This is a genomic window from Planobacterium oryzisoli (assembly GCF_015354315.1).
GTDB classification, from domain to species: Bacteria; Bacteroidota; Bacteroidia; order Flavobacteriales; family Weeksellaceae; genus Planobacterium_A; species Planobacterium_A oryzisoli.
In genome coordinates this window covers 121,987-140,995 of the sequence record NZ_JADKYY010000005.1, presented here as the reverse complement: position 1 = coordinate 140,995, position 19,009 = coordinate 121,987, and the positions used below count along the sequence as shown (strand labels likewise).

Here is a 19,009-nt window from a genome sequence, read left to right as displayed (position 1 = left end):
CGGGCTTTTTTCAAATTTAATGAAAAAGCCCGTTTCTATTGTTATAGTTCTGTAGATAATTACTTCAAAATAGCGATTTTTTTACCAGCCTCCTGAGGCGCCTCCGCCTCCAAAACTTCCGCCTCCGCCAAAGCCTCCAAAGCCACCGCCCCCTCCAAGACCTCCTCCAAAACCACCGCCTCCTCCTGGAAGCGGAAAAGGAAAGAATCCACCCGGATAGTGGCGTCTGCCTCTTCGGCTTAAGATCACGTCCTCATCGTCGTCCCGGTAGGGACCTCCAGGGCCTCCGCCTCCTCCGCGCACTATGATGCTAAGGGCGAAAATGGCGATGCCTATTACAAAAAGTAGGGTAAGGAAGCTGGGCCGGTCGGACTTTTCCTTCACCAGCGGCTTGAACTTCCCCTGCACGGTTTCCATAAGGGCGGTAGTTCCCCGGTCAATTCCATCGTACCAGCGCCCCTGCTTGAAGTTCGGTGCGATGATATAGTCTATAATCTGTCCGGCCACTGATGCGGTAAGGTACTTCTCCACGTTGCGGCCTTGTTGTATAGACATGGTACGGTCCTCTGTAGCTACCAACAGGACGATTCCGTTGTCCAGGTCCTTTTGTCCGATTTTCCATTTTTCTCCAAATTGCCACGCCACAAAGTTTACATCCTCTCCATTGGTGGAGGGTATAATCACCACTTCGATTTCCGTAGAGGTAGAGTCGGAGAAACGGATGAGTTTTTCATTGAGCTTTGCTTTTTCCTCTGCGCTTAATATCCCGCTCTGATCATAGACAGGATACAGCACCTTAGGCTTCTCGGGTACCACGTACTGGGCCAGAGAAAAAGAAGATACAATAAGGGTGAGAAAAAATAAAAGTCGCTTAAGAAAAGGTAATCTCATTGGAGAGTTCGTTTGGATTTTTTCCTTCAAGAGGGAAATAATGCTGCAGTTTTTCACCGGTCTTCAGGATGCCCTGGCGCAGACCTTCAAAATAATGGCCTTTAGCAAATTCCGAGCTCATCTCGTCGTGGAGTAGGTCCCAAAACTGCTGGTGCACCTTTGCGTGGATGCCCTCATCGCCAATAATGGTGAGGTATTTCTGCTCAAAGTTCACATGAAATAGTACGGCATTAAGCTCCCTGGTCTGGCCCTTGCACAAACGCTTGAAGACTTCGAAAGCCACTTTTGCATTGTCTTCTACCGTGGTGGAATCTATATGTACGCGGATTTCTCCCGTAGAGAGTTCTTCGGCGTTTTTTATAGCTTCCACCAAGGAAGAGAGCTGATGAGGATCTAAAAATGTGTTCATTACTCAGTAAAGACCTCTGGGGCCTGCTCGGCACCTGCCTGGGCCTTGAAGTACGGTTTTTCGGATTTATTGAACAATCCTGCAAGGATATTGTTAGGGAAGGTTTTCACCAGGTTATTGTATTCCTCCACTGAGCCGTTGTAGGTTACGGTTTCTGCACGGATGGAATTCTCAATGGCCGTATATTCCCTTTGGAAATTGATATACTGCTGGTCCGCCTTAAGGTTAGGATACTGCTCCACCACTGCCATAAGTCGGCTGAGGGCTCCGGAGAGTTCTCCTTGGGCGGCCTGGAATTTAGCCATATCGGCCTCCGTCATATTGGTAGGATCTACCGTAATGGAAGTGGCCTTGGAGCGCGCCTCGATCACATTAGTAAGAGTTTCCTGCTCAAATTGTGCGTAGGACTTGACGGTCCTTTCCAGGTTCGGGATTAGATTTGCTCTTTTCTGGTACACCGTCTCTACGTTGGACCATTTGGCATTTACTTTCTGCTCGGAGACCACAAAACTGTTGTAGGAGTTCTTACCCCAAAAGAACAGTACTGCTGCAATAACTACGAGTGCAATACCGATGGTACCGGCACTCATACAACCTTTGTTTTTCATAGTTTAATCGTGTATAATGTGTTTTAATGCTACGTAAATATACAAATTATGTGCTAATTTTGCCGAAAGTGAAAAAAGATGGTAACAATAGTGGTAGCTACGGGCAGACGGGGCGAAATAGGAAAAGACAACCAGCTCCTGTGGAGGCTTCCCCGGGACTTGCAGCATTTCAAGGAACTCACTATGGACCATCCTATTATTATGGGCAGGAAAACCTACGAAAGTATCGGAAAGGCCCTGCCGGGACGCACCAACATTGTGGTCTCTCGCTCAGAGAATTATTTCCTTGAAGGGGCTCTGGTGGTAGGCTCCTTGAAGGAGGCGCTGAAGTTTGCACAGAAAATTGACCCGGAAGTTTTTGTAATCGGCGGGGGTGCTATCTACGAGCAGACGCTCGAGAAGGCCGATGCAATTGAAAGGACCTTGGTCGAGGGTGAGTTTGAGGCCGATACGTACTTTCCTTCACTGGATGAGAAGCAGTGGAAGCTGGTGAGAGAGCAGCGGGTAGAGGCCGACGCGAAAAACCCCTACACGCTATGTTTTCAGCGCTTTGAGCGCAGGGAAAAACAAGAATCCCACTAATATTTTCGCCCCTGGGGTAACCCTAATGGAAGCAAGGCAGGGATTCTGCTTTAAAAATTTTATCTTTGCTGGCACAAAAAGTACCTACTGAACTATGAATAAGAATCTAAAACTGGCGCTTGCGGCCGTTATTATAGCACTAAGTATCTATATGATGTTCTTTACCCGGGATTGGGGATGGGGCATTGTAGTATTTATTCTCTCTTCTCTACCCATTTTACTGTACTTCAAGAACGAGAACCTGCTCCTTTCTTTCTGGCAGATGCGCAAGCAAAATACTGTGGGCGCAGCCAAATGGCTTCAAAAAATTACGAGCTACCGCACGCAGTTACATAAATCCCAGTACGGGTATTTCCATTACCTTCAGGGTCTGACCTTGGCGCAGGACAGTCCAGCAAAGGTGGAGCCTTTGATGCGTAAGGCATTGGAATACGGACTCAATATGAAGCACGACCGCGCAATGGCCAATTTGAATCTTGCCGCCGTGGCAATCTCCAAAGGGCGTAAGCAGGAGGGACAGAAGTATCTGGAAGAAGCACGCAGGCTCGATTCGGCAGGCATGATGACCGACCAGATAAAAATGATGCGCGACCAGCTCAAGATGCCTTCCATGCAAAAACACATGCATAATCCCCATATGCGTCAGAGAGGTAAGTTTTTCTAAACTTTAAAAAAGCATTGGTTATATGATAAAAGCTACAGCGGCAGGAACTTTTTCTGCCGCTGTAGTTTTTTTTTTCCGTAGCAATTAAAATTCGCCCTGGTCGCGAGATTCGTAAAATTTAGGCATTTCCCACTGGTACTTCACTGCCAGGGTACGTATCACTACAATCAGTACGATGGTGGAGATCTGTACCAGCATGTAGGAAAAAGAACTGTAGTAGGTAAGCAGCAAAAAGAGTGATCCACCAACGATACAGGCAGTGGCGTAGATTTCTTTTCTGAATATGAGGGGAATACGGTTTAGGAATAAATCCCTGGTGATACCTCCAAAACAGCCGGTAATCGTACCTAAGGTAAGACATATAATAGGATGGAGATCTGCATTGAGGCCTTTCTGGATGCCTATAATGGTGAAGAGTCCCAGTCCCAGGCTGTCGAATATAAATAGGGTGACTTTAAAGTTGCGCTCGAAGGATTTCACCACAATGGCAAGCACCGCACCGATGAATATCATCGTACAGATGACAAGGTCCCGCATCCAAAAGACCGGTACGTCCAGCAGCAAATCCCTTAATGTGCCTCCGCCTACCGAAGTGACAAAGGCAATGATCAGCACACCGAAAGGGTCGAAGCGTTTTTGCATGGCGGCAAAGGCTCCCGACATGGCGAACGAAACGGTGCCAAAGATCTCAATGAGGAGATTAAAATTTGTATGCAGGGTCTGGGCTTCCATAGCTTCTAAACACGCACGGCGGGTGGTACAAGAAGTTCGTAGTTCCCTTTAAAGGTAATGATTTCCCGAACAATGGAGCTGGAAATAAAGGATTTTCCTGAAGAGGTCAAAAGGAATATGGTTTCCACGCGGTCGGATTTGGTAAGTTCGCGGTTGGTATGGGCGATGGCCTTTTCGAATTCAAAATCCGCCGGATTACGTAGTCCGCGCAGGATGAACTTCACACCACGGCTTTTGCAATAGTCTATAGTCAGGCCCTCAAAATGGTCCACTTCCACGGTGGGGAAATCCGCAAAGGTCTTTTTTATGAATTCCTTTCGCTGTTCTAGGGAAAACATATATTTCTTTTGCGAGTTCTGTCCAATGGCAATGATGATTTTATCAAAAAGCGGCACGGCGCGCTCTACAATATCGTAGTGTCCAAGGGTAATGGGATCAAAGGATCCAGGGAATACGGCTATTCTCATGCGTGTGGTTTAGGTTTTTCAAGGGCCCGCTCGACCTGTCCCTGACATAGCTCCTCGATGGAGATGCCGTAGTGGCGGGCTTGTTGGGGAAGGATGCTCTGAGGGGAGAATCCAGGGTTGGTATTCATTTCCAGCATGTAGGGGATGCCCTTACACAGGATAAATTCACTTCGGGAGAAGCCTTTCATTCCCAGACTTCGGTAGGCTCTAAGAGCTATCTGCTCGATGGTGCAGCGGGTAGCCTCATCGATACGCGCCGGCGTGATCTCCTGACTTTTGCCTTCGTACTTGGCTGCGTAATCAAAGAATTCGCTCTCTGGAACAATCTCGGTGATGCCGATCACTGTAGGCTCCGCATTTAGATCCACTACCCCGACGGAGACCTCCATTCCGTCGAGAAATTTCTCCACCAAAATTTCCTCGTCTTCCTTAAATGCCACGCGGAATGCTTCGGGTAGCTCCTCCAAGGTCTTGACCTTGGAAATCCCCAGGGAGGATCCACTCTGGTTGGGCTTTACAAAGAGCGGCAGGCCTAAGGTGTCGACTATGACTTGAAAATCGTAGTGCTCCCCTTTGCGTATATAGAAACTCTCTGCAGCAGGAATTCCGTACTTGGAGAGTACGGCTAGGGTGTCCTTTTTGTTGAATGTAAGGGCACTTTGATAGAAATCGCATCCCGTGTACCTCTGTCCTATCGTATCCCAATAGGCCTGAAGTTCACCGTTTTCTCCCGGGCGTCCATGAACGGTGTTAAAGCAGACATCAAACCGAAGAGTTTTGCCACTGGGTAAATCCACGCTGAAATCCGCTTTGTTTAGGGGATATCTTTGGCCCTGAGAGTCCAGGTAGAACCATCCCTCTTTTAGGATGTGTACCCGGTGCACATCGTAACGTTCTTTGGAAAGAGAATCGTAAATCAGGGCGCCGCTTTTGAGTGAGACCACAGATTCGTCGCTGTATCCCCCCATTACCACAGCTACGCTCGTTTTTGCCATAGTTTTTCTTTGTTTGAAAGCAAATTTAAACAAATTGTCGTTTGGGTGCTGCTTTTTGTCGATGCGTTTTGCTTTCTTTAGAACTGCGGCCCTAAAGTATTACGCAGCACCAAGGTAAAATCCAAAATACTTTCGCAAATTATTAATTATATTTGCCTACTTAATTGCCTATCTATGCTCAAATCCTTATTCCACTGGAAAGTCGTTGTTAATCTGCTGCTTGCGGCGGGCGTTTTCGTAGCGCTGGTGTGGCTCACCTTCCGTTGGCTGGAACTTCATACCAACCACGGTAAAGAGATTCCCGTACCCAATGTGGTGAATATGTCGGTACATAAAGCAATTGAGGTGCTCGACGATCAGGGACTGGCCTACGAGGTGGACAGTTTTAAGTTCGACCCCAAATTCAAGCCTTTCCAGGTACTGCAAATCTATCCAGGTGCAGGCTCTAGGGTAAAGGGGGGAAGGGCTATACTTTTAAAAGTGAACCCAAGAACCTATGCGCCGGTGCAGGTTCCCGATATCTTGGACCGTTACAAAGGACTGGCGTTCCGACAACTGGAAGCCGTAGGTCTTAGGGTAGGAGATACCATTTACGAGCCGAATATTCAGCGCGATGCCGTGATACGTATGCAGCTTGGAGGAACGATTATTAAACCGGGCGCGAAACTTCCACGGGCTTCCACCATTGATCTAGTCATTGGAACCGGACCGAAGCGTAATGTGACGGTACCTAATCTGGTGGGTCTGACCGTACAGGAAGCTAAAGCAGTTATCACCAATAACCTCTTTGAGATAGGACTGGTGGACTACGAAGACGGTAAAGCCGACGAGTCGGATATTGTCTACTACCAGGATCCCCAAGGGGGAGCGATCCGCGACCAGGGGATGCAGATCGATCTATGGGCCAGTAAAAAGACCCCGGCCCAGCTGCGCTCCAAAATTCAGCAACTCAACAAAATCTACCGTATGGCGGAACCTGCCTACTCGGAGCCACTTGATATAACTTCCGAGCCTCTACGGGTGCCTTCTCCTAGAAGAGAACCGGAGAACCCTCCTTCGACTCAGGAACCAGTATCTACTACTGCTCCTGCGGCAGGAAGCACCGTGAAGAAAGAGGAGAAACCCACTACATCCAAACCCGCCTCTGAACCTGCAAAGACCGAGGAGAAGCCTAAGGTGCGAAAAGTGATTGTAGAGTAGGGAGGTACCTAGGAATTTTAGTACTAATAATTATAAAAACCATAAAGCTTCAGCCCTGAAGGGAGGAAGCTTTTTTTAAAGTATGTCAGAACAAAATACAACCCCTTTCGGTCCTGAGGACGAGTTGGACCTGGAAGGGCTGGAAAGTGGGGATCAGGAAGAAACTTCGGGGCTGTACGAGCACCTAAGCATCACTGTGGATAAGAAGCAGGAACCCTTGCGCATCGATAAGTTTCTGCTGCTGTACCGTCAGAACTCTTCGCGTAATAAAATTTCCCAGAGCTGCAGGGCTGGAAACGTGCAGGTCAATGGACAGGCTGTAAAACAAAACTACCGCGTCAAACCTGGAGATCAGATTTCGGTGCTGCTGAGCACACCGCCTAGAGAGAACGTGATCGTTCCCCAAGATATACCTATTAAGATCATCTATGAGGACCAGGACGTGCTTGTAGTGGACAAGGACCCAGGGATGGTAGTTCATCCCGGCTTTGGGAATTGGGACTCCACACTGGTCAATGCCCTGGCTTTCCATTTCCAGCAGCAAGGTCTGGAGACGGATTTGGACCGTATCGGACTGGTACACCGTATTGATAAGGATACCTCAGGTCTGCTGGTTATTGCCAAAAACGAGTACTCTCTGAGTTTTCTTGCCAAACAGTTCTTTGACCGCAAGACCCACCGTCTGTACTGGGCCTTTGTGTGGGGCAATGTAAAGGAAGACGAAGGAACGATCACAGGACATATCGGAAGGCACCCAAAGAACCGCATGCAGATGAGTGTTTATCCTCAGGGAGAGCATGGAAAGCATGCCGTGACGCATTATAAAGTGATTGAAAGACTGCGTTATATGACCTGGGTGGAATGCAAGCTCGAGACGGGAAGAACCCACCAGATCCGGGCGCATTTCAAGTACATAGGACATACCCTCTTTAACGACGAGCGCTACGAGGGGCATATTCCGCTTCGGGGAGAGAACCTTCCCAAATACAAGCAGTTTATACAGAACCAGTTCCAAACACTTCCCCGCCATGGGCTGCATGCCCATACCATTGGATTTATTCATCCTACTACTAAGGAGTATATGCATTTTGAAAGCCCTATGCCCCAAGATATGCAGCAGGCTCTGGAAAAATGGCGCACCTACCTTTCTACCCGCTAAGCCATGCTTTATTTTCATATTCCCTTTTGCGCGCAAAAATGTTCCTACTGCAACTTTCATTTCTCCACTTCACTGCAGCAGATGGAGCCTATGGTACAGGGGCTGATTTCAGAGCTAGAGCAGCGCCGCGACGAGCTAGAAAACCCTCATATAGAAACGCTTTATTTTGGAGGCGGCACCCCCTCGCTACTCTCCTCGAAAGATCTGGGCCGCATCGTAGATGCCGTGGAAAAGCAGTATGTTCTGGATTCCCATCTGGAATTTACCCTGGAGGCAAATCCGGACGATCTAAGCGCGGGGTACTTAAGAGAACTTAAGGAGATAGGCGTGAACCGGCTTTCGGTGGGAACGCAGAGTTTTTTTGAAAAGGACCTGCGCCTTATGAACCGGGCCCACAGTGCCTCCCAGGCAGAGGATTCCATAAAAAGAGCTCAGGATATGGGAATCACCAACATATCGCTTGATCTTATTTACGGCTCTCCAGGCACGGAGCTTGGGGAGTGGAGAAAAAATCTGGAGAAGGCGGTGGCCTTAGGGGTGGTACATATCTCTTCCTACGCCATGACCGTAGAGCCAAGGACAGCGCTCCATCACTGGGTGGAAACAGGAAAGGTCCCTGCACCTGAAGAAAAGGTACAGGCCCAGGCGTTTGACTACGTACACGAATATCTCTCTTCCCAAGGCTTTGAACACTATGAGATTTCCAATTTTGCCCTCCCTGGAAAGCGCTCTAGGCACAACGCCGCCTACTGGGGCTCTAGGCCCTATCTGGGCATAGGCCCTTCCGCCCATTCCTTCGATGGAGGCAGGAAAAGAAGCTGGAACATTGCAAATAATGCACTCTATCTAAAACACCTCCATGAGCCTGCTGTGCGTATGGAGTCTGAAATACTCTCGGACAGTGAGCGCTATAACGAGCGGATTATGGTAGGCCTTAGGACCCTTGAAGGGGTCGATGTACGGACGCTGGCCCCCTTACTTAATGAGTCTATGGAGGCACATTTCAAAAGAGAGTCTGAAAAAAAACTGCAGCAGGGTCTTTTGGTAGCCAAGGGGCATTTTCTTTCGGTGCCGGTAGCGCACTGGTTCCTCTCTGACGGTATCGCCTCCGATCTTTTTTACCTCGAGACGTAAATGTCCCGACTGCAGCTTCGCATAAAAAATGTAATTTTGTAAAAAGGTCCCACTTTTGAAAAAGAAAAAACCGGATTATTCGCATCTTTCCCCCTGCCAACCTATCGGAATATTTGACTCTGGAGTCGGGGGCCTTACCGTGGCGCGTGAACTAAAGCGCATGCTCCCCCTGGAGAATTTCATTTATTATGGGGATACCAAACACCTCCCCTACGGAGACAAGAGCCCGCAGGCCATTGTAGGGTATGTGACTAAGATTACGGATTTTTTACTGTCCCAGAATTGCAAGGCCATTGTAATAGCCTGTAATACGGCTACTGCCAATGCTCTGAAAGAGGTACTGGAACTGGTACAGGGAAGAGTTCCCGTGATTGACGTCATTTCTCCGGTTGCCGAAAAAGTAGCTTTTGAAATCCACACCAATGTGGGGGTGATTGCTACCAAAGCCACCGTCTGCTCAGGGCTCTATAAGAAAAGTATTAGAAAACACAATAAGTTCATCAAGGTCGACGAACTCGCTACGCCCCTTTTGGTTCCAGCGATAGAGGAGGGATTTAAGAACCATCCGATCACCCATTCCATTATTTACAACTACCTATCCTCGCCTAAGCTTAAGAATATCGAGACGCTGATTTTAGGCTGTACCCATTATCCGCTGCTGATCGAGGAGATCCGTCATTTTTACGGTAATCGTGTACGGGTAATTGACTCTCCGAGAATCGTGATCTCGGCGCTTAAGACGGAGCTGGAGCAGCATAATCTCCTCAATACCGAAACTAAGGGCACCTACCATAAGTTCTATGTGTCGGATCTCACGCGGAACTTCGAGAAGATTTCCAAGAAGATTTTTGGGAATTCTATTCCCCTGGAACTTCATCCTCTGTAGCACTATTTTCATTGTCCTTCGCTAAGGGCTCACTGTACGGAATGAACGAGAAATTAAGGTTCCCGTATTTACGCGATTCTTCAATGGCCGGATGCTGAAGTTTCAGGCGCGCGGCGTGCTCTAGGATAAATACACCTCCGGGTTTTAGGTATTCTCCCTTGAGTACTTGATCTATGAGCTGGAGGTATTTTTTCTCGTCGGTCTGCTCAAATGGAGGATCGGCAAAGACGATGTCGTAGGCTTTCTTCTTCTGGTTTTTCTTGAGGTATTCGTATACGTCGTACCGCAGCACGCTAATCTGCAGGGAAAGTTCCAGCTCGTGCGCCGTCTGGGAAATGAATCCCGCGTGGCGCGCATTGTTTTCCACAGCGGTTATGTCCTGGGTATCGCGCGAGGCGAATTCCAGAGAGATCGAACCAATCCCGGCAAACAGGTCCAGAACTGCTACGTAGGGCAAATCGTACCGGTGCTCAAGAATGCTGAAGAGGGCCTCTTTAGCAAAGTCTGTGGTGGGACGTACGTCAAAATTTTTGGGAGCTGCTATTTTCTTGGCCTTCCAGCGGCCGGATATGATTCGAAACATGGGGGTTGTGTTTGGTGTTTGGGTGTAAAGATACAGTATCGCCTCCAAGGGCAAAAATCCTGGTCCTATAAATTACCCTCGCCCCACCAAGGGAGAGGTTTAGTTTTGTAGGATGAAGTGTTTGCCGGGGATGTTGTCGTAGAGAATCTTCAGATGCGAAGAAAACTTATCCAGTTCCGAGATAAAGGTCTGGTTCTTTGAGGTCTCCCCATAGACATAAAAACGGGTGGTGGGAAGAGAAAAATCCAGTTTGCTAAGTGTAAAAAGGATGAAGTACAGAAAGTCCACTTCGGAATTCACGTCGAGGTTGTTGTAGAGCAGCACTTTCTTATCGCGCAGGGCCACAAACTCACACTGGTTATGGTAGAGGTTGACATGTACTTCGCTGCGGCCTTTGGTGGAAAGTAGGGAAAGGAGTTTCTCTCCGCTGAAAGTAAAGCTCACGCGGGCTTTACTGGATTTTATTTTCTGGTACAGTGCCTCAGGGAAAGTATAATAGAACTGCAGGCCAAATTTCTTGCTCACTGCCAACATCAGTTCCTCTCCCTGGCGGGGCGTGGCATTGAAATTCACTAGTGCGTGCCCTAGCTCGTGCTCCTTGAATCCCTCAGGCATCATAGAAAAGCGGTTTAGGGCGGAATAGACCTTAATATGTGTATACTCCTCTTTTAAGAGATCCTCCAAGATTGATTGCAGCGGGAGCTCGGGCTGTTCTTCGGTGGTGGCGTAGTCGTATTCCTTTACGATGCTGCGTCCTTTTACAATTTGGTAGTGCAGGGCGCTTTGCGAAAGAAGTAGGTTGAGGCTTTTCATAGTGCAGATGCAAATTTATTAAAATTATTCGGTATAGTTTCCACGTAGAAAATCCTTTGAGGAACATGCGTAGAATCATACTCTGTAATGTATATTATGATGTACCTTTACTGCAGTAAATAAATTGAAAATTAGTAAAATCACAGAGCAATGAAAAAATTCTTATTTGTACTTATGCTTGGGTTCTCCATGATCGCTTTTGGGCAAAAATTGGAAAACAAGGTGGTGGAAGTTGGTTGTGGTATGTGCCAGTACGACCTGAAGACCGATAAAGGATGCCATATGGCCATCAACTATGGCGGTAAGATCTACCACGTGGAAGGAATAGACAAAAAAGTCTTTGGCGATGCCCATGCCAGCGATGGATACTGTATGATGAAAAAGCAGGCGCGCGTATCGGGTCAGATTAAGGGTAGTAAATTCCACGCCACACGTTTTGCCTACTTGGAAAAACCCGTTAAGTAAATTCTACCAGCACCGAGCCGCTTTGTTCTTTAAGGATGGCGGTATGGTGGTAGGAAAGACCAACCGATGAATCCAAAAGGTCTATAACGAGCTGTTGTAAGATTCCTTCGCCCACGCCGTGGATGATCTCAAGGCGCTTTAGGCGGTGTGTCTTACAGAATTCGAGCGTCTTGCGCAGCTGATCCTTTTGTAGCCACAGTCGCTCCTGGGGGGAGAGTTTCTCAGGGGTATTGCTAAGTTTATCAATATGTAAATCCAGCACCAGAGGTTTTTTCTGGTGCTTTTTGCTTTTCGGCTTTTGTGGGATCTCCTTATTTGTGGGGACAACCTCATGGTAGAGCTCCGGACTGTAAAGTACCACTTCTGAGGTGCTACGGGTATGTACAAATCCGTGCGCGTCGGAGAACTCGACATTTCCTTTGGATATTTTCGTTACGGTGCCACGAAGGTCCTCTTCTATTACTGAGACGCGGTCTCCTACTTTCATAGGGCGGTGTGTTTAGGTAGTTCTATCACCTGAAGGTCTTTGATTTCCCCTTCGTCCATACTAAAAGAAAGCAGGGTACGGACCTTATGCCATCCGCTTTTCCCTGCGGCGCCAGGATTAAGATGCAGAAGATTAAGATCCTTGTCGTGCATTACTTTAAGGATGTGGGAGTGTCCCGAAATGAAAAGACTAAAGGGCCCATTTTTAAGCAGCTCTTTAGCCCTGGGGGAGTACCGCGTGGGATATCCTCCAATGTGGAGCATCAATACCCTAACCCCTTCCAGGGTAAAATCCAGATACTCTGGAAACTCCGCGCGTAACTCTGCGCCGTCAATATTTCCGTATACTCCGCGTAGTGGGGCGATGGCCTGGAGTTTTTCCACCACCTCCTTGCTGCCAAAATCCCCCGCGTGCCAGAGCTCGTCGGCGCCTTTTGCGTAGTATTCCAGGCGCTCGTCCCAATGGGAATGTGTGTCGGAGAGTAAGAGTATCTTCTTCAAATGTGTTATTTTTGCCGTACAAAGTTACGCATTTGAGGTACGCAATCGAATTTTCTTACAATGGCTCTGCCTATTTCGGCTACCAGATACAACCCCGGGAAGTCTCCGTGCAGGGCACTTTGGAAGATGCCTTGAGTATGCTGCTTGGAGCGCAGGTAAAGACCGTGGGCGCAGGAAGAACCGATACGGGGGTGCACGCAAAAAAGATGGTAGCCCATTTTGATTTTGAGCCGAGTCTTCGGCAGGACCTAGTGACTAGGCTTAACCGCTACCTTCCTGCTGACATTTGGATAGAGAGGATCGTGCCGGTTTCAGAAGATTTCCATGCCCGGTTCGATGCCACCTACCGCAGGTACCAGTACCTGATATCCCTTAAGAAGGATCCGTTCCTGCAGGGATTGAGCTGGAGTATCTATCCGCGCAGCCTTGATGTAGAAGCCATGCAGAAAGGGGCAGAAATCGTACTTCAGTACAGTGATTTTGCCTGTTTCTCCAAGGTGGGGGCGGATAACAAAACCACGCTTTGCCGCATCGACCACGCCTTTTGGGAAGAAAAAGAGGGCGTCCTTGTTTTCAGTATCTGTGCGGACCGCTTTCTTCGCAATATGGTACGGGCTATAGTAGGTACCCTGGTAGATGTGGGACTTGGAAAACTAAAGGCGCAGGACCTACACGGAATCATTCAGAGTAAAAGTAGGGCTAAGGCTTCAGGGTCGGCTCCGGCCCACGGTCTCTATCTGGTCGATGTCGGGTATCCCACGCCCCTATAGGGGTATGCACCCAGCGGGAAGGCACTGAAAAAGTAAAAAACAATACGTATTTTTGCATCAATCCACACACTGATGAATAAAACCAATACCTGGCAACTGCTTCGGCGACTTTTTCTAATCGGAATGAAATTCCGCACCTGGTTTGTATTCGCCTTGGTAATCTCGGTGCTTCTCTCGGTGGTCTCGACCTATCGGCCATACCTCACCATGCAGATCGTGGATAATGACATTATCCGGCTTTCGGACCGCGACTTGATGCTTAAGCATATTTATTGGCTAGTGGGACTGGTGTTTCTAGAGACGTTCCTTAATTTCTTCCTGGTTTATTTCTCTAACTTCATCTCGCAGAATGTAATCCGTGATATACGCGAGAAACTCTACGAGAAGCTTATATACTTTAAGACATCTTTCTTTGATAAAACTCCGATCGGTCAGCTGGTGACCCGCGCCGTAGGAGATGTAGAGACCATTGCTACAGTCTATACCGACGGATTTCTCATGGTCTTTGGGGACATCCTTCGCATTGTCTTTGTCCTTGTGATGATGTTCAATACAAACACCCACCTCAGTTACATCACTCTGCTTATTCTCCCCCTCATGGTGGTTATCACACGTTTTTTCCAGAAGCGTCTCAAAAAAGCCTTTGGAGAGGAGCGTACGTGGACAGCCAACCAGAACTCTTTTGTACAGGAGAGGCTTTCGGGTATGCAATTAATACAAGTCTTTGGGAGGGAGCAGCAGGAGTATAAAAAATTTGAATCGATTAACCTCACTCTGAAAGGAGCGCTCTTACGTACGGTGTTTATTTTTTCGCTATTCTTTCCAGTGGTTGAACTTATCTCCTCTCTTTTCATAGGGTTTATCCTTTTCTACGGAGGGTATATTACAATCACAGCCGGAGTGGTGATTGCATTCATACAGTATATCTCCATGCTGATACGACCACTGCGCCAGATTGCCGACCGCTTCAATAACATCCAGCGTGGCATTGTGGGAGCCGAGCGTGTGCTGGGTCTTATGGACCAGGACCTTGCCATACCCAACCACGGTACCTTTAAGAAAGAGCACTTCGAGGGCCGCATCACCTTCGAGGACGTGCATTTTTCCTACGACCAGAACCAGAAGGTACTCCAAGGTATCAGCTTTAAGGTGGAGCCGGGGGACAGCGTGGCTATTGTAGGAGCCACCGGCGCCGGTAAATCCACCATCATATCGCTTATCACCCGACTCTACGATATTGAGTCAGGAAAAATCACCATTGATGGAGTAGATGTGAAACACTACGAGCTCTACTGTCTTAGAAGCCATGTAGGGGTGGTATTGCAGGATGTATTTCTTTTCCACGGAACGATCTATGAGAATCTGGCCTTTGGAGACGATTCCATCACCCTTGAGCGCATGCAGAAAGCGGCGCGGGAGATCGAGGTGGATGAATTCATTCAGAGCCTTCCGGGGGGGTACGACTTTGAGGTAAGTGAGCGCGGCTCGAGTATTTCGCTTGGGCAAAGGCAGCTGCTCTCATTCCTTCGTGCCTACCTTTCCGACCCTAAAATTCTGATCCTGGACGAAGCCACCTCTTCGATTGATCCACAAAGTGAGAAATTAATTCAAAGGGCAACGGAAAAAATCACCAAGGGCAGAACCTCGATAATTATTGCCCACCGCCTTTCCACCATCCAGGGAGCCGATAAAATTATTGTAATGGACAGCGGCCGTATTGTAGAGACCGGAACCCACCAGGAGCTTCTTGCATTAGGCGGCTATTATTCGTCCCTTTACAAGGCGCAGATTCAACTTTCAAGCCATGATGCCTAGCAGACCTTAAAGGTTGGAATTGTGGTAGTTAATGGACGTCTTTTCTTATCCCTTTTCTCTTAGTCTAAGCGTATTGAATTATATACAACTTAATAGTTGTAAAATTTTTTACAGATAATCTGAAAATATCAGATTATCATTACTTTTTTTTACATTTGCAAAGTGAATGTAGCAGATTATATAGCAGCGTACAAGTCTCAGCCGATTTCCCATCAGCTGCTTGTTTCGCTATTAAAAGAGTACCGAAGACCCAATGATAAAATTCATCGATGGCTTAGTGAAAATCGTCTCGTTGCGCTGCGTAGAGGCTTGTATCTATGGAACTCAGAAATTATTCCAGAGTCCTTTTCAATAGCTAATGCGCTCTACGGCCCAAGTTATGTTTCGTGTGAATCCGCCTTAGCATACCACGGGCTCATACCGGAAGCGGTTTTTACTGTCGTGTCAATGACTTTAAATAACTCTAAGACATTTACAAATGCACTTGGGAATTTTGAATATATAAAACTACCGTTTCCTTACTATCCATTAGGAATTCAGTACATAAAATTAAGGGAAAATCAATTTGCGCTGCTTGCAAGCGCAGAAAAGGCTCTCTTTGATAAGGTGTATACGACACGTGGTATCCGCTTTCGTAGTGTGGAATCCGCGAAAGTTTTTCTACTTGATAATATGAGAATGAATAGGGAGACGCTGCAAAAACTCGACCTCGCTGCAATGGAAAGCTGGATTGCTCACGCACAAAAGAAAGACTCGTTACGGTATTTAATTAAAGCACTTGAAAAGTTATGATCAAAGAATGGATCTTAGAGTATAAGCCCAAGACCAGTACACAGTACCATCAGGCACTTCGTGAAATAATGCAGCAAGTTGCACTAGCTGGTCTCTACCGTGGAGGCTTCTTTGAGAAGGCAGCATTTTATGGAGGTACTGCACTGCGAATATTCTACGGTTTAAATCGATTTTCAGAAGATTTGGATTTTTCACTCCTCCAAAAGCAAGAAGGTTTTAGCCTACTGGATTACGTTAAGGAGATCGAGAATGAATTCCTAGCGGTAGGAATTGTGGTGTCCATACAATCTAAGCAAAAGGCTGTCTCTTCTCCAATAGAATCTGCGTTTCTAAAATCAGAGACCCTATGGAGCGAGTTAGTAGTGCAGTCAGTACTACCTGAATTGGGATTAAGTGAAGGTCCAAAGCTGAAAATAAAGATTGAAGTGGACACTAGGCCACCCTTAGGCTTTGAAACAGAGGAAAAGCTTCTTTTAAAGCCCTTTTCTTTTTACGTTAAATGTTTTGTTCAAGAAGATTTGTTTGCAGGGAAGATGCATGCTCTACTATACAGAAAATGGGTGCACAACGTGAAGGGTAGAGACTGGTACGATATGGAATGGTATATAAGGAAAGGGGTCGAGCTAAATCTGTCCCATTTTGTACTGCGCGCCAAGGACAGTGGGGATTGGAATAAAGATTCCATAAGTCCTGAGGAATTTAAAATACTACTTAAAGAAAGAATCCGGAGTGTGAACCTGGAAACTGCTAAACGTGATGCCATCCGGTTTATCTCTAATCCAGCAGAACTGTCTGTATGGTCGCGGCAGTATTTCTTAGATTTAGTGGAACTCCTTAAATTCAAATAGCCCGATTCCACGTTGTAGGACCACACTCTTTTTCAGCAGATAGGTACAGGGAGTTTCTAACAGCCCCATCCAGTCTCCACTTTAACCAATGCACCTAGTGGCCCTAAAACGAAACCGTCCCAAAAGCCTAAGCCTTTGGGACGGTATACTATATTCTGTAATGCGCTGGGCGATTACATCATTCCTGGCATTCCACCACCCATTGGCGGCATTGCAGGTTCGTCTTTTTTCACTTCAGTGATTACGCACTCGGTAGTAAGAAGCATTCCAGAAACGGAAGCCGCATTTTCAAGCGCTACACGTACTACTTTGGTTGGGTCAATGATTCCCGCTTCAAACATCTGTACGTACTCGTCGTTCTTCGCGTTGAAACCAAAATCGCCTTGTCCTTCCGCTACTTTAGCTACGATCACCGAACCTTCGCCACCTGCGTTGGCAACGATTTGTCTTAGTGGCTCTTCGATAGCTCTTTTTACAATCTTAATTCCGGTAAGCTCGTCTGGGTTGCTTCCCTCAAGGTTCTCAAGGGCTGCGATAGAACGTACAAGTGCTACACCACCTCCAGGTACGATACCTTCTTCTACTGCTGCTCTTGTAGCGTGAAGGGCATCGTCCACACGGTCTTTCTTCTCTTTCATTTCTACCTCAGAAGCAGCACCTACATAAAGTACGGCTACACCACCTGCCAGTTTGGCAAGTCTTTCCTGAAGTTTCTCTTTATCGTAGTCGGAAGTAGTAGTTTCCATCTGCGCCTTGATCTGGTTCACGCGGCCTTTGATTTCTTCTTCTGCTCCGCCACCGTTTACAATCGTAGTGTTGTCTTTGTCGATGCTTACTTTCTCTGCAGTTCCAAGCATGTCGATCGTTACGTTCTCCATGGTAAAGCCTCTTTCTTCAGAGATCACTTGACCACCCGTTAGGATAGCGATATCTTCAAGCATCGCTTTTCTTCTGTCTCCAAAACCTGGAGCTTTTACTGCAGCAATTTTAAGGGAGCCTCTAAGTTTGTTTACAACTAGCGTAGCAAGCGCCTCACCTTCCACCTCCTCAGAGATGATTACAAGAGCTTTTCCTGCCTGAGCTACCGGCTCAAGTACTGGAAGAAGTTCTTTCATGGAAGAAATTTTCTTCTCCACTAGTAGGATGTACGGGTTCTCTAGTTCGGTCACCATTTTCTCTGGGTTGGTCACAAAGTACGGAGACTGGTATCCTCTGTCAAACTGCATACCTTCCACTACATCTACCGTAGTATCGGTTCCTTTGGCTTCCTCAACGGTGATCACACCCTCTTTACCTACTTTTCCGAATGCTTCGGCAATAAGGCTACCGATGGTATCGTCGTTGTTTGCGGAGATGGAGGCTACCTGCTTGATTTTTTCCTGGCTTTCACCTACTTCCTGGCTTTGGGATTGAAGATTGGATACTACTGCAGTAACTGCTTTATCGATCCCTCTCTTTAAATCCATTGGGTTGGCTCCTGCCGCTACATTCTTAAGTCCTTCGCGAACGATGGCTTGAGCAAGTACGGTAGCAGTAGTAGTTCCGTCTCCGGCGATGTCGTTGGTTTTGGAAGCTACTTCCTTAACCATCTGCGCACCCATGTTCTCTACTTTGTCTTCCAGCTCAATTTCTTTGGCTACAGACACACCGTCTTTGGTTACGTGGGGAGCACCAAAAGATTTTTCGATTACTACGTTTCTTCCTTTAGGTCCAAGGGTTACTTTTACTGCGTTTGCAAGAGCATCTACCCCTCTTTTTAGGGCGTCTCTGGATTCGATGTCAAATTTGATATCTTTTGCCATAATATTTCTTTTTTGTCAGGCCTAAGGCCTGGTAGTTGGGTTAATTGTGGTTTCTAATTTTTGAAAAATGTATTAAGAAATAACTCCTAGAAGGTCGGATTCCTTAACGATCAGATAATCTTTTCCGTCTAATTTCAGCTCCGATCCACTGTATTTACCGTAAAGCACTTTGTCTCCTACAGCTACTGTAGTAGGCTCGTCTTTTTTACCTGGCCCTACCGCAACCACGGTCCCTTCCTGTGGCTTTTCCTTTGCTGTGTCTGGGATGATGATTCCGGAAGCAGTGGTAGTCTCTGCCTGAGTCGGTTCGATAAGAACGCGGTCTGCTAATGGTTTAAAGTTTACTGACATAATATTTAAATTTTAATTAGTTACTGCCTGCTATTTCTCCAATGCTGTGCCACGAC

At 47.2% G+C, this 19,009-nt stretch carries 23 protein-coding genes; 11 read left to right on the top strand and 12 right to left on the bottom strand.

Features of this window, described 5'->3' with window-relative positions:
* Positions 1 to 81: 81 nt before the first annotated feature.
* From IC612_RS05525 to IC612_RS05515, 3 genes are read right to left on the bottom strand one after another with little or no spacing between them, the layout of a single operon-like run.
* On the bottom strand, positions 82 to 891 hold the full coding sequence (locus IC612_RS05525; RefSeq protein ID WP_194739183.1) for a TPM domain-containing protein: 810 nt from the start codon (positions 889 to 891) through the stop codon (positions 82 to 84).
* A complete protein-coding gene (locus tag IC612_RS05520; protein ID WP_194739182.1) occupies positions 872 to 1,300 on the bottom strand; it encodes a TPM domain-containing protein in 429 nt (142 codons plus the stop codon). The genes IC612_RS05525 and IC612_RS05520 overlap by 20 nt, the downstream gene beginning before the upstream one ends.
* A complete protein-coding gene (locus IC612_RS05515; protein ID WP_194739181.1) occupies positions 1,300 to 1,908 on the bottom strand; it encodes a LemA family protein in 609 nt (202 codons plus the stop codon). Before IC612_RS05515 ends, IC612_RS05520 begins: the two co-directional genes overlap by 1 nt.
* Positions 1,909 to 1,986: 78 nt before the next feature.
* Here IC612_RS05515 and IC612_RS05510 point away from each other — a divergent pair, with 78 nt between their 5' ends.
* Both IC612_RS05510 and IC612_RS05505 read left to right on the top strand, forming a co-directional pair.
* Complete coding sequence (locus IC612_RS05510) at positions 1,987 to 2,490, top strand: dihydrofolate reductase (RefSeq protein ID WP_194739180.1); 504 nt, start codon at positions 1,987 to 1,989, stop codon at positions 2,488 to 2,490.
* A gap of 94 nt (positions 2,491 to 2,584) precedes the next feature.
* Positions 2,585 to 3,154, top strand: coding sequence for a DUF2892 domain-containing protein (locus tag IC612_RS05505; RefSeq protein WP_194739179.1), 570 nt, complete (start codon positions 2,585 to 2,587; stop codon positions 3,152 to 3,154).
* A gap of 84 nt (positions 3,155 to 3,238) precedes the next feature.
* Here IC612_RS05505 and IC612_RS05500 read toward each other — a convergent pair whose 3' ends face one another.
* From IC612_RS05500 to IC612_RS05490, 3 genes are read right to left on the bottom strand one after another with little or no spacing between them, the layout of a single operon-like run.
* Positions 3,239 to 3,886: a trimeric intracellular cation channel family protein gene (locus IC612_RS05500; RefSeq protein WP_194739178.1), complete on the bottom strand. Its 648-nt coding sequence runs from the start codon at positions 3,884 to 3,886 to the stop codon at positions 3,239 to 3,241.
* Positions 3,887 to 3,891: 5 nt separating this feature from the next.
* On the bottom strand, positions 3,892 to 4,353 hold the full coding sequence (coaD, locus tag IC612_RS05495) for a pantetheine-phosphate adenylyltransferase (protein WP_194739177.1): 462 nt from the start codon (positions 4,351 to 4,353) through the stop codon (positions 3,892 to 3,894).
* A complete protein-coding gene (locus IC612_RS05490) occupies positions 4,350 to 5,348 on the bottom strand; it encodes a D-alanine--D-alanine ligase (RefSeq protein ID WP_194739176.1) in 999 nt (332 codons plus the stop codon). The genes coaD and IC612_RS05490 overlap by 4 nt, the downstream gene beginning before the upstream one ends.
* Positions 5,349 to 5,522: 174 nt before the next feature.
* Between IC612_RS05490 and IC612_RS05485 the strand changes: the two genes are divergently transcribed.
* The 4 genes from IC612_RS05485 (at position 5,523) to murI (ending at position 9,727) form a co-directional block, all read left to right on the top strand.
* Positions 5,523 to 6,548, top strand: coding sequence for a PASTA domain-containing protein (locus tag IC612_RS05485; protein WP_194739175.1), 1,026 nt, complete (start codon positions 5,523 to 5,525; stop codon positions 6,546 to 6,548).
* 82 nt (positions 6,549 to 6,630) lie between these two features.
* Positions 6,631 to 7,707 carry an RluA family pseudouridine synthase gene (locus tag IC612_RS05480; RefSeq protein WP_194739174.1) on the top strand — a complete coding sequence of 359 codons (1,077 nt, stop codon included), beginning with the start codon at positions 6,631 to 6,633 and terminating at the stop codon, positions 7,705 to 7,707.
* A 3-nt stretch (positions 7,708 to 7,710) separates the two neighbouring features.
* Complete coding sequence (gene hemW / locus IC612_RS05475) at positions 7,711 to 8,841, top strand: radical SAM family heme chaperone HemW (protein WP_194739173.1); 1,131 nt, start codon at positions 7,711 to 7,713, stop codon at positions 8,839 to 8,841.
* A 55-nt stretch (positions 8,842 to 8,896) separates the two neighbouring features.
* Positions 8,897 to 9,727: a glutamate racemase gene (gene murI / locus IC612_RS05470; protein WP_194739172.1), complete on the top strand. Its 831-nt coding sequence runs from the start codon at positions 8,897 to 8,899 to the stop codon at positions 9,725 to 9,727.
* Here the strand turns inward: murI and IC612_RS05465 are convergent.
* Positions 9,699 to 10,310 carry an RsmD family RNA methyltransferase gene (locus IC612_RS05465; RefSeq protein ID WP_194739171.1) on the bottom strand — a complete coding sequence of 204 codons (612 nt, stop codon included), beginning with the start codon at positions 10,308 to 10,310 and terminating at the stop codon, positions 9,699 to 9,701. The two genes, murI and IC612_RS05465, sit on opposite strands and share 29 nt — an antisense overlap.
* Positions 10,311 to 10,409: 99 nt before the next feature.
* Positions 10,410 to 11,123 (bottom strand): DUF3822 family protein, encoded by a 714-nt coding sequence (locus IC612_RS05460; RefSeq protein ID WP_194739170.1) that lies wholly within the window; start codon positions 11,121 to 11,123, stop codon positions 10,410 to 10,412.
* A 150-nt stretch (positions 11,124 to 11,273) separates the two neighbouring features.
* Between IC612_RS05460 and IC612_RS05455 the strand changes: the two genes are divergently transcribed.
* Positions 11,274 to 11,588 (top strand): DUF6370 family protein, encoded by a 315-nt coding sequence (locus IC612_RS05455; protein ID WP_194739169.1) that lies wholly within the window; start codon positions 11,274 to 11,276, stop codon positions 11,586 to 11,588.
* Here the strand turns inward: IC612_RS05455 and IC612_RS05450 are convergent.
* On the bottom strand, positions 11,581 to 12,075 hold the full coding sequence (locus IC612_RS05450; protein ID WP_194739168.1) for a Smr/MutS family protein: 495 nt from the start codon (positions 12,073 to 12,075) through the stop codon (positions 11,581 to 11,583). The two genes, IC612_RS05455 and IC612_RS05450, sit on opposite strands and share 8 nt — an antisense overlap.
* A complete protein-coding gene (locus IC612_RS05445) occupies positions 12,072 to 12,575 on the bottom strand; it encodes a metallophosphoesterase family protein (RefSeq protein WP_194739167.1) in 504 nt (167 codons plus the stop codon). Before IC612_RS05445 ends, IC612_RS05450 begins: the two co-directional genes overlap by 4 nt.
* 32 nt (positions 12,576 to 12,607) lie before the next feature.
* On the opposite strand from IC612_RS05445, the gene truA reads away from it, so the two are divergent.
* The 4 genes from truA to IC612_RS05425 all read left to right on the top strand — a co-directional run bounded on the left by truA (position 12,608) and on the right by IC612_RS05425 (position 16,800).
* Positions 12,608 to 13,345 carry a tRNA pseudouridine(38-40) synthase TruA gene (truA, locus tag IC612_RS05440; RefSeq protein ID WP_194739166.1) on the top strand — a complete coding sequence of 246 codons (738 nt, stop codon included), beginning with the start codon at positions 12,608 to 12,610 and terminating at the stop codon, positions 13,343 to 13,345.
* Positions 13,346 to 13,417: 72 nt separating this feature from the next.
* Positions 13,418 to 15,160, top strand: coding sequence for an ABC transporter ATP-binding protein (locus IC612_RS05435; protein ID WP_194739165.1), 1,743 nt, complete (start codon positions 13,418 to 13,420; stop codon positions 15,158 to 15,160).
* Positions 15,161 to 15,322: 162 nt separating this feature from the next.
* A complete protein-coding gene (locus tag IC612_RS05430; protein WP_194739164.1) occupies positions 15,323 to 15,952 on the top strand; it encodes a type IV toxin-antitoxin system AbiEi family antitoxin domain-containing protein in 630 nt (209 codons plus the stop codon).
* The gene (locus IC612_RS05425) at positions 15,949 to 16,800 is read left to right on the top strand and encodes a nucleotidyl transferase AbiEii/AbiGii toxin family protein (RefSeq protein ID WP_194739163.1); all 852 of its coding nucleotides are present in this window, start codon (positions 15,949 to 15,951) and stop codon (positions 16,798 to 16,800) included. Before IC612_RS05430 ends, IC612_RS05425 begins: the two co-directional genes overlap by 4 nt.
* Before the next feature lie 173 nt (positions 16,801 to 16,973).
* Here IC612_RS05425 and groL read toward each other — a convergent pair whose 3' ends face one another.
* Together groL and groES are read right to left on the bottom strand one after the other, a co-directional pair.
* Positions 16,974 to 18,602 (bottom strand): chaperonin GroEL, encoded by a 1,629-nt coding sequence (gene groL / locus IC612_RS05420; RefSeq protein ID WP_194739162.1) that lies wholly within the window; start codon positions 18,600 to 18,602, stop codon positions 16,974 to 16,976.
* A gap of 72 nt (positions 18,603 to 18,674) precedes the next feature.
* On the bottom strand, positions 18,675 to 18,953 hold the full coding sequence (gene groES, locus IC612_RS05415) for a co-chaperone GroES (protein WP_194739161.1): 279 nt from the start codon (positions 18,951 to 18,953) through the stop codon (positions 18,675 to 18,677).
* Positions 18,954 to 19,009 lie beyond the last annotated feature (56 nt).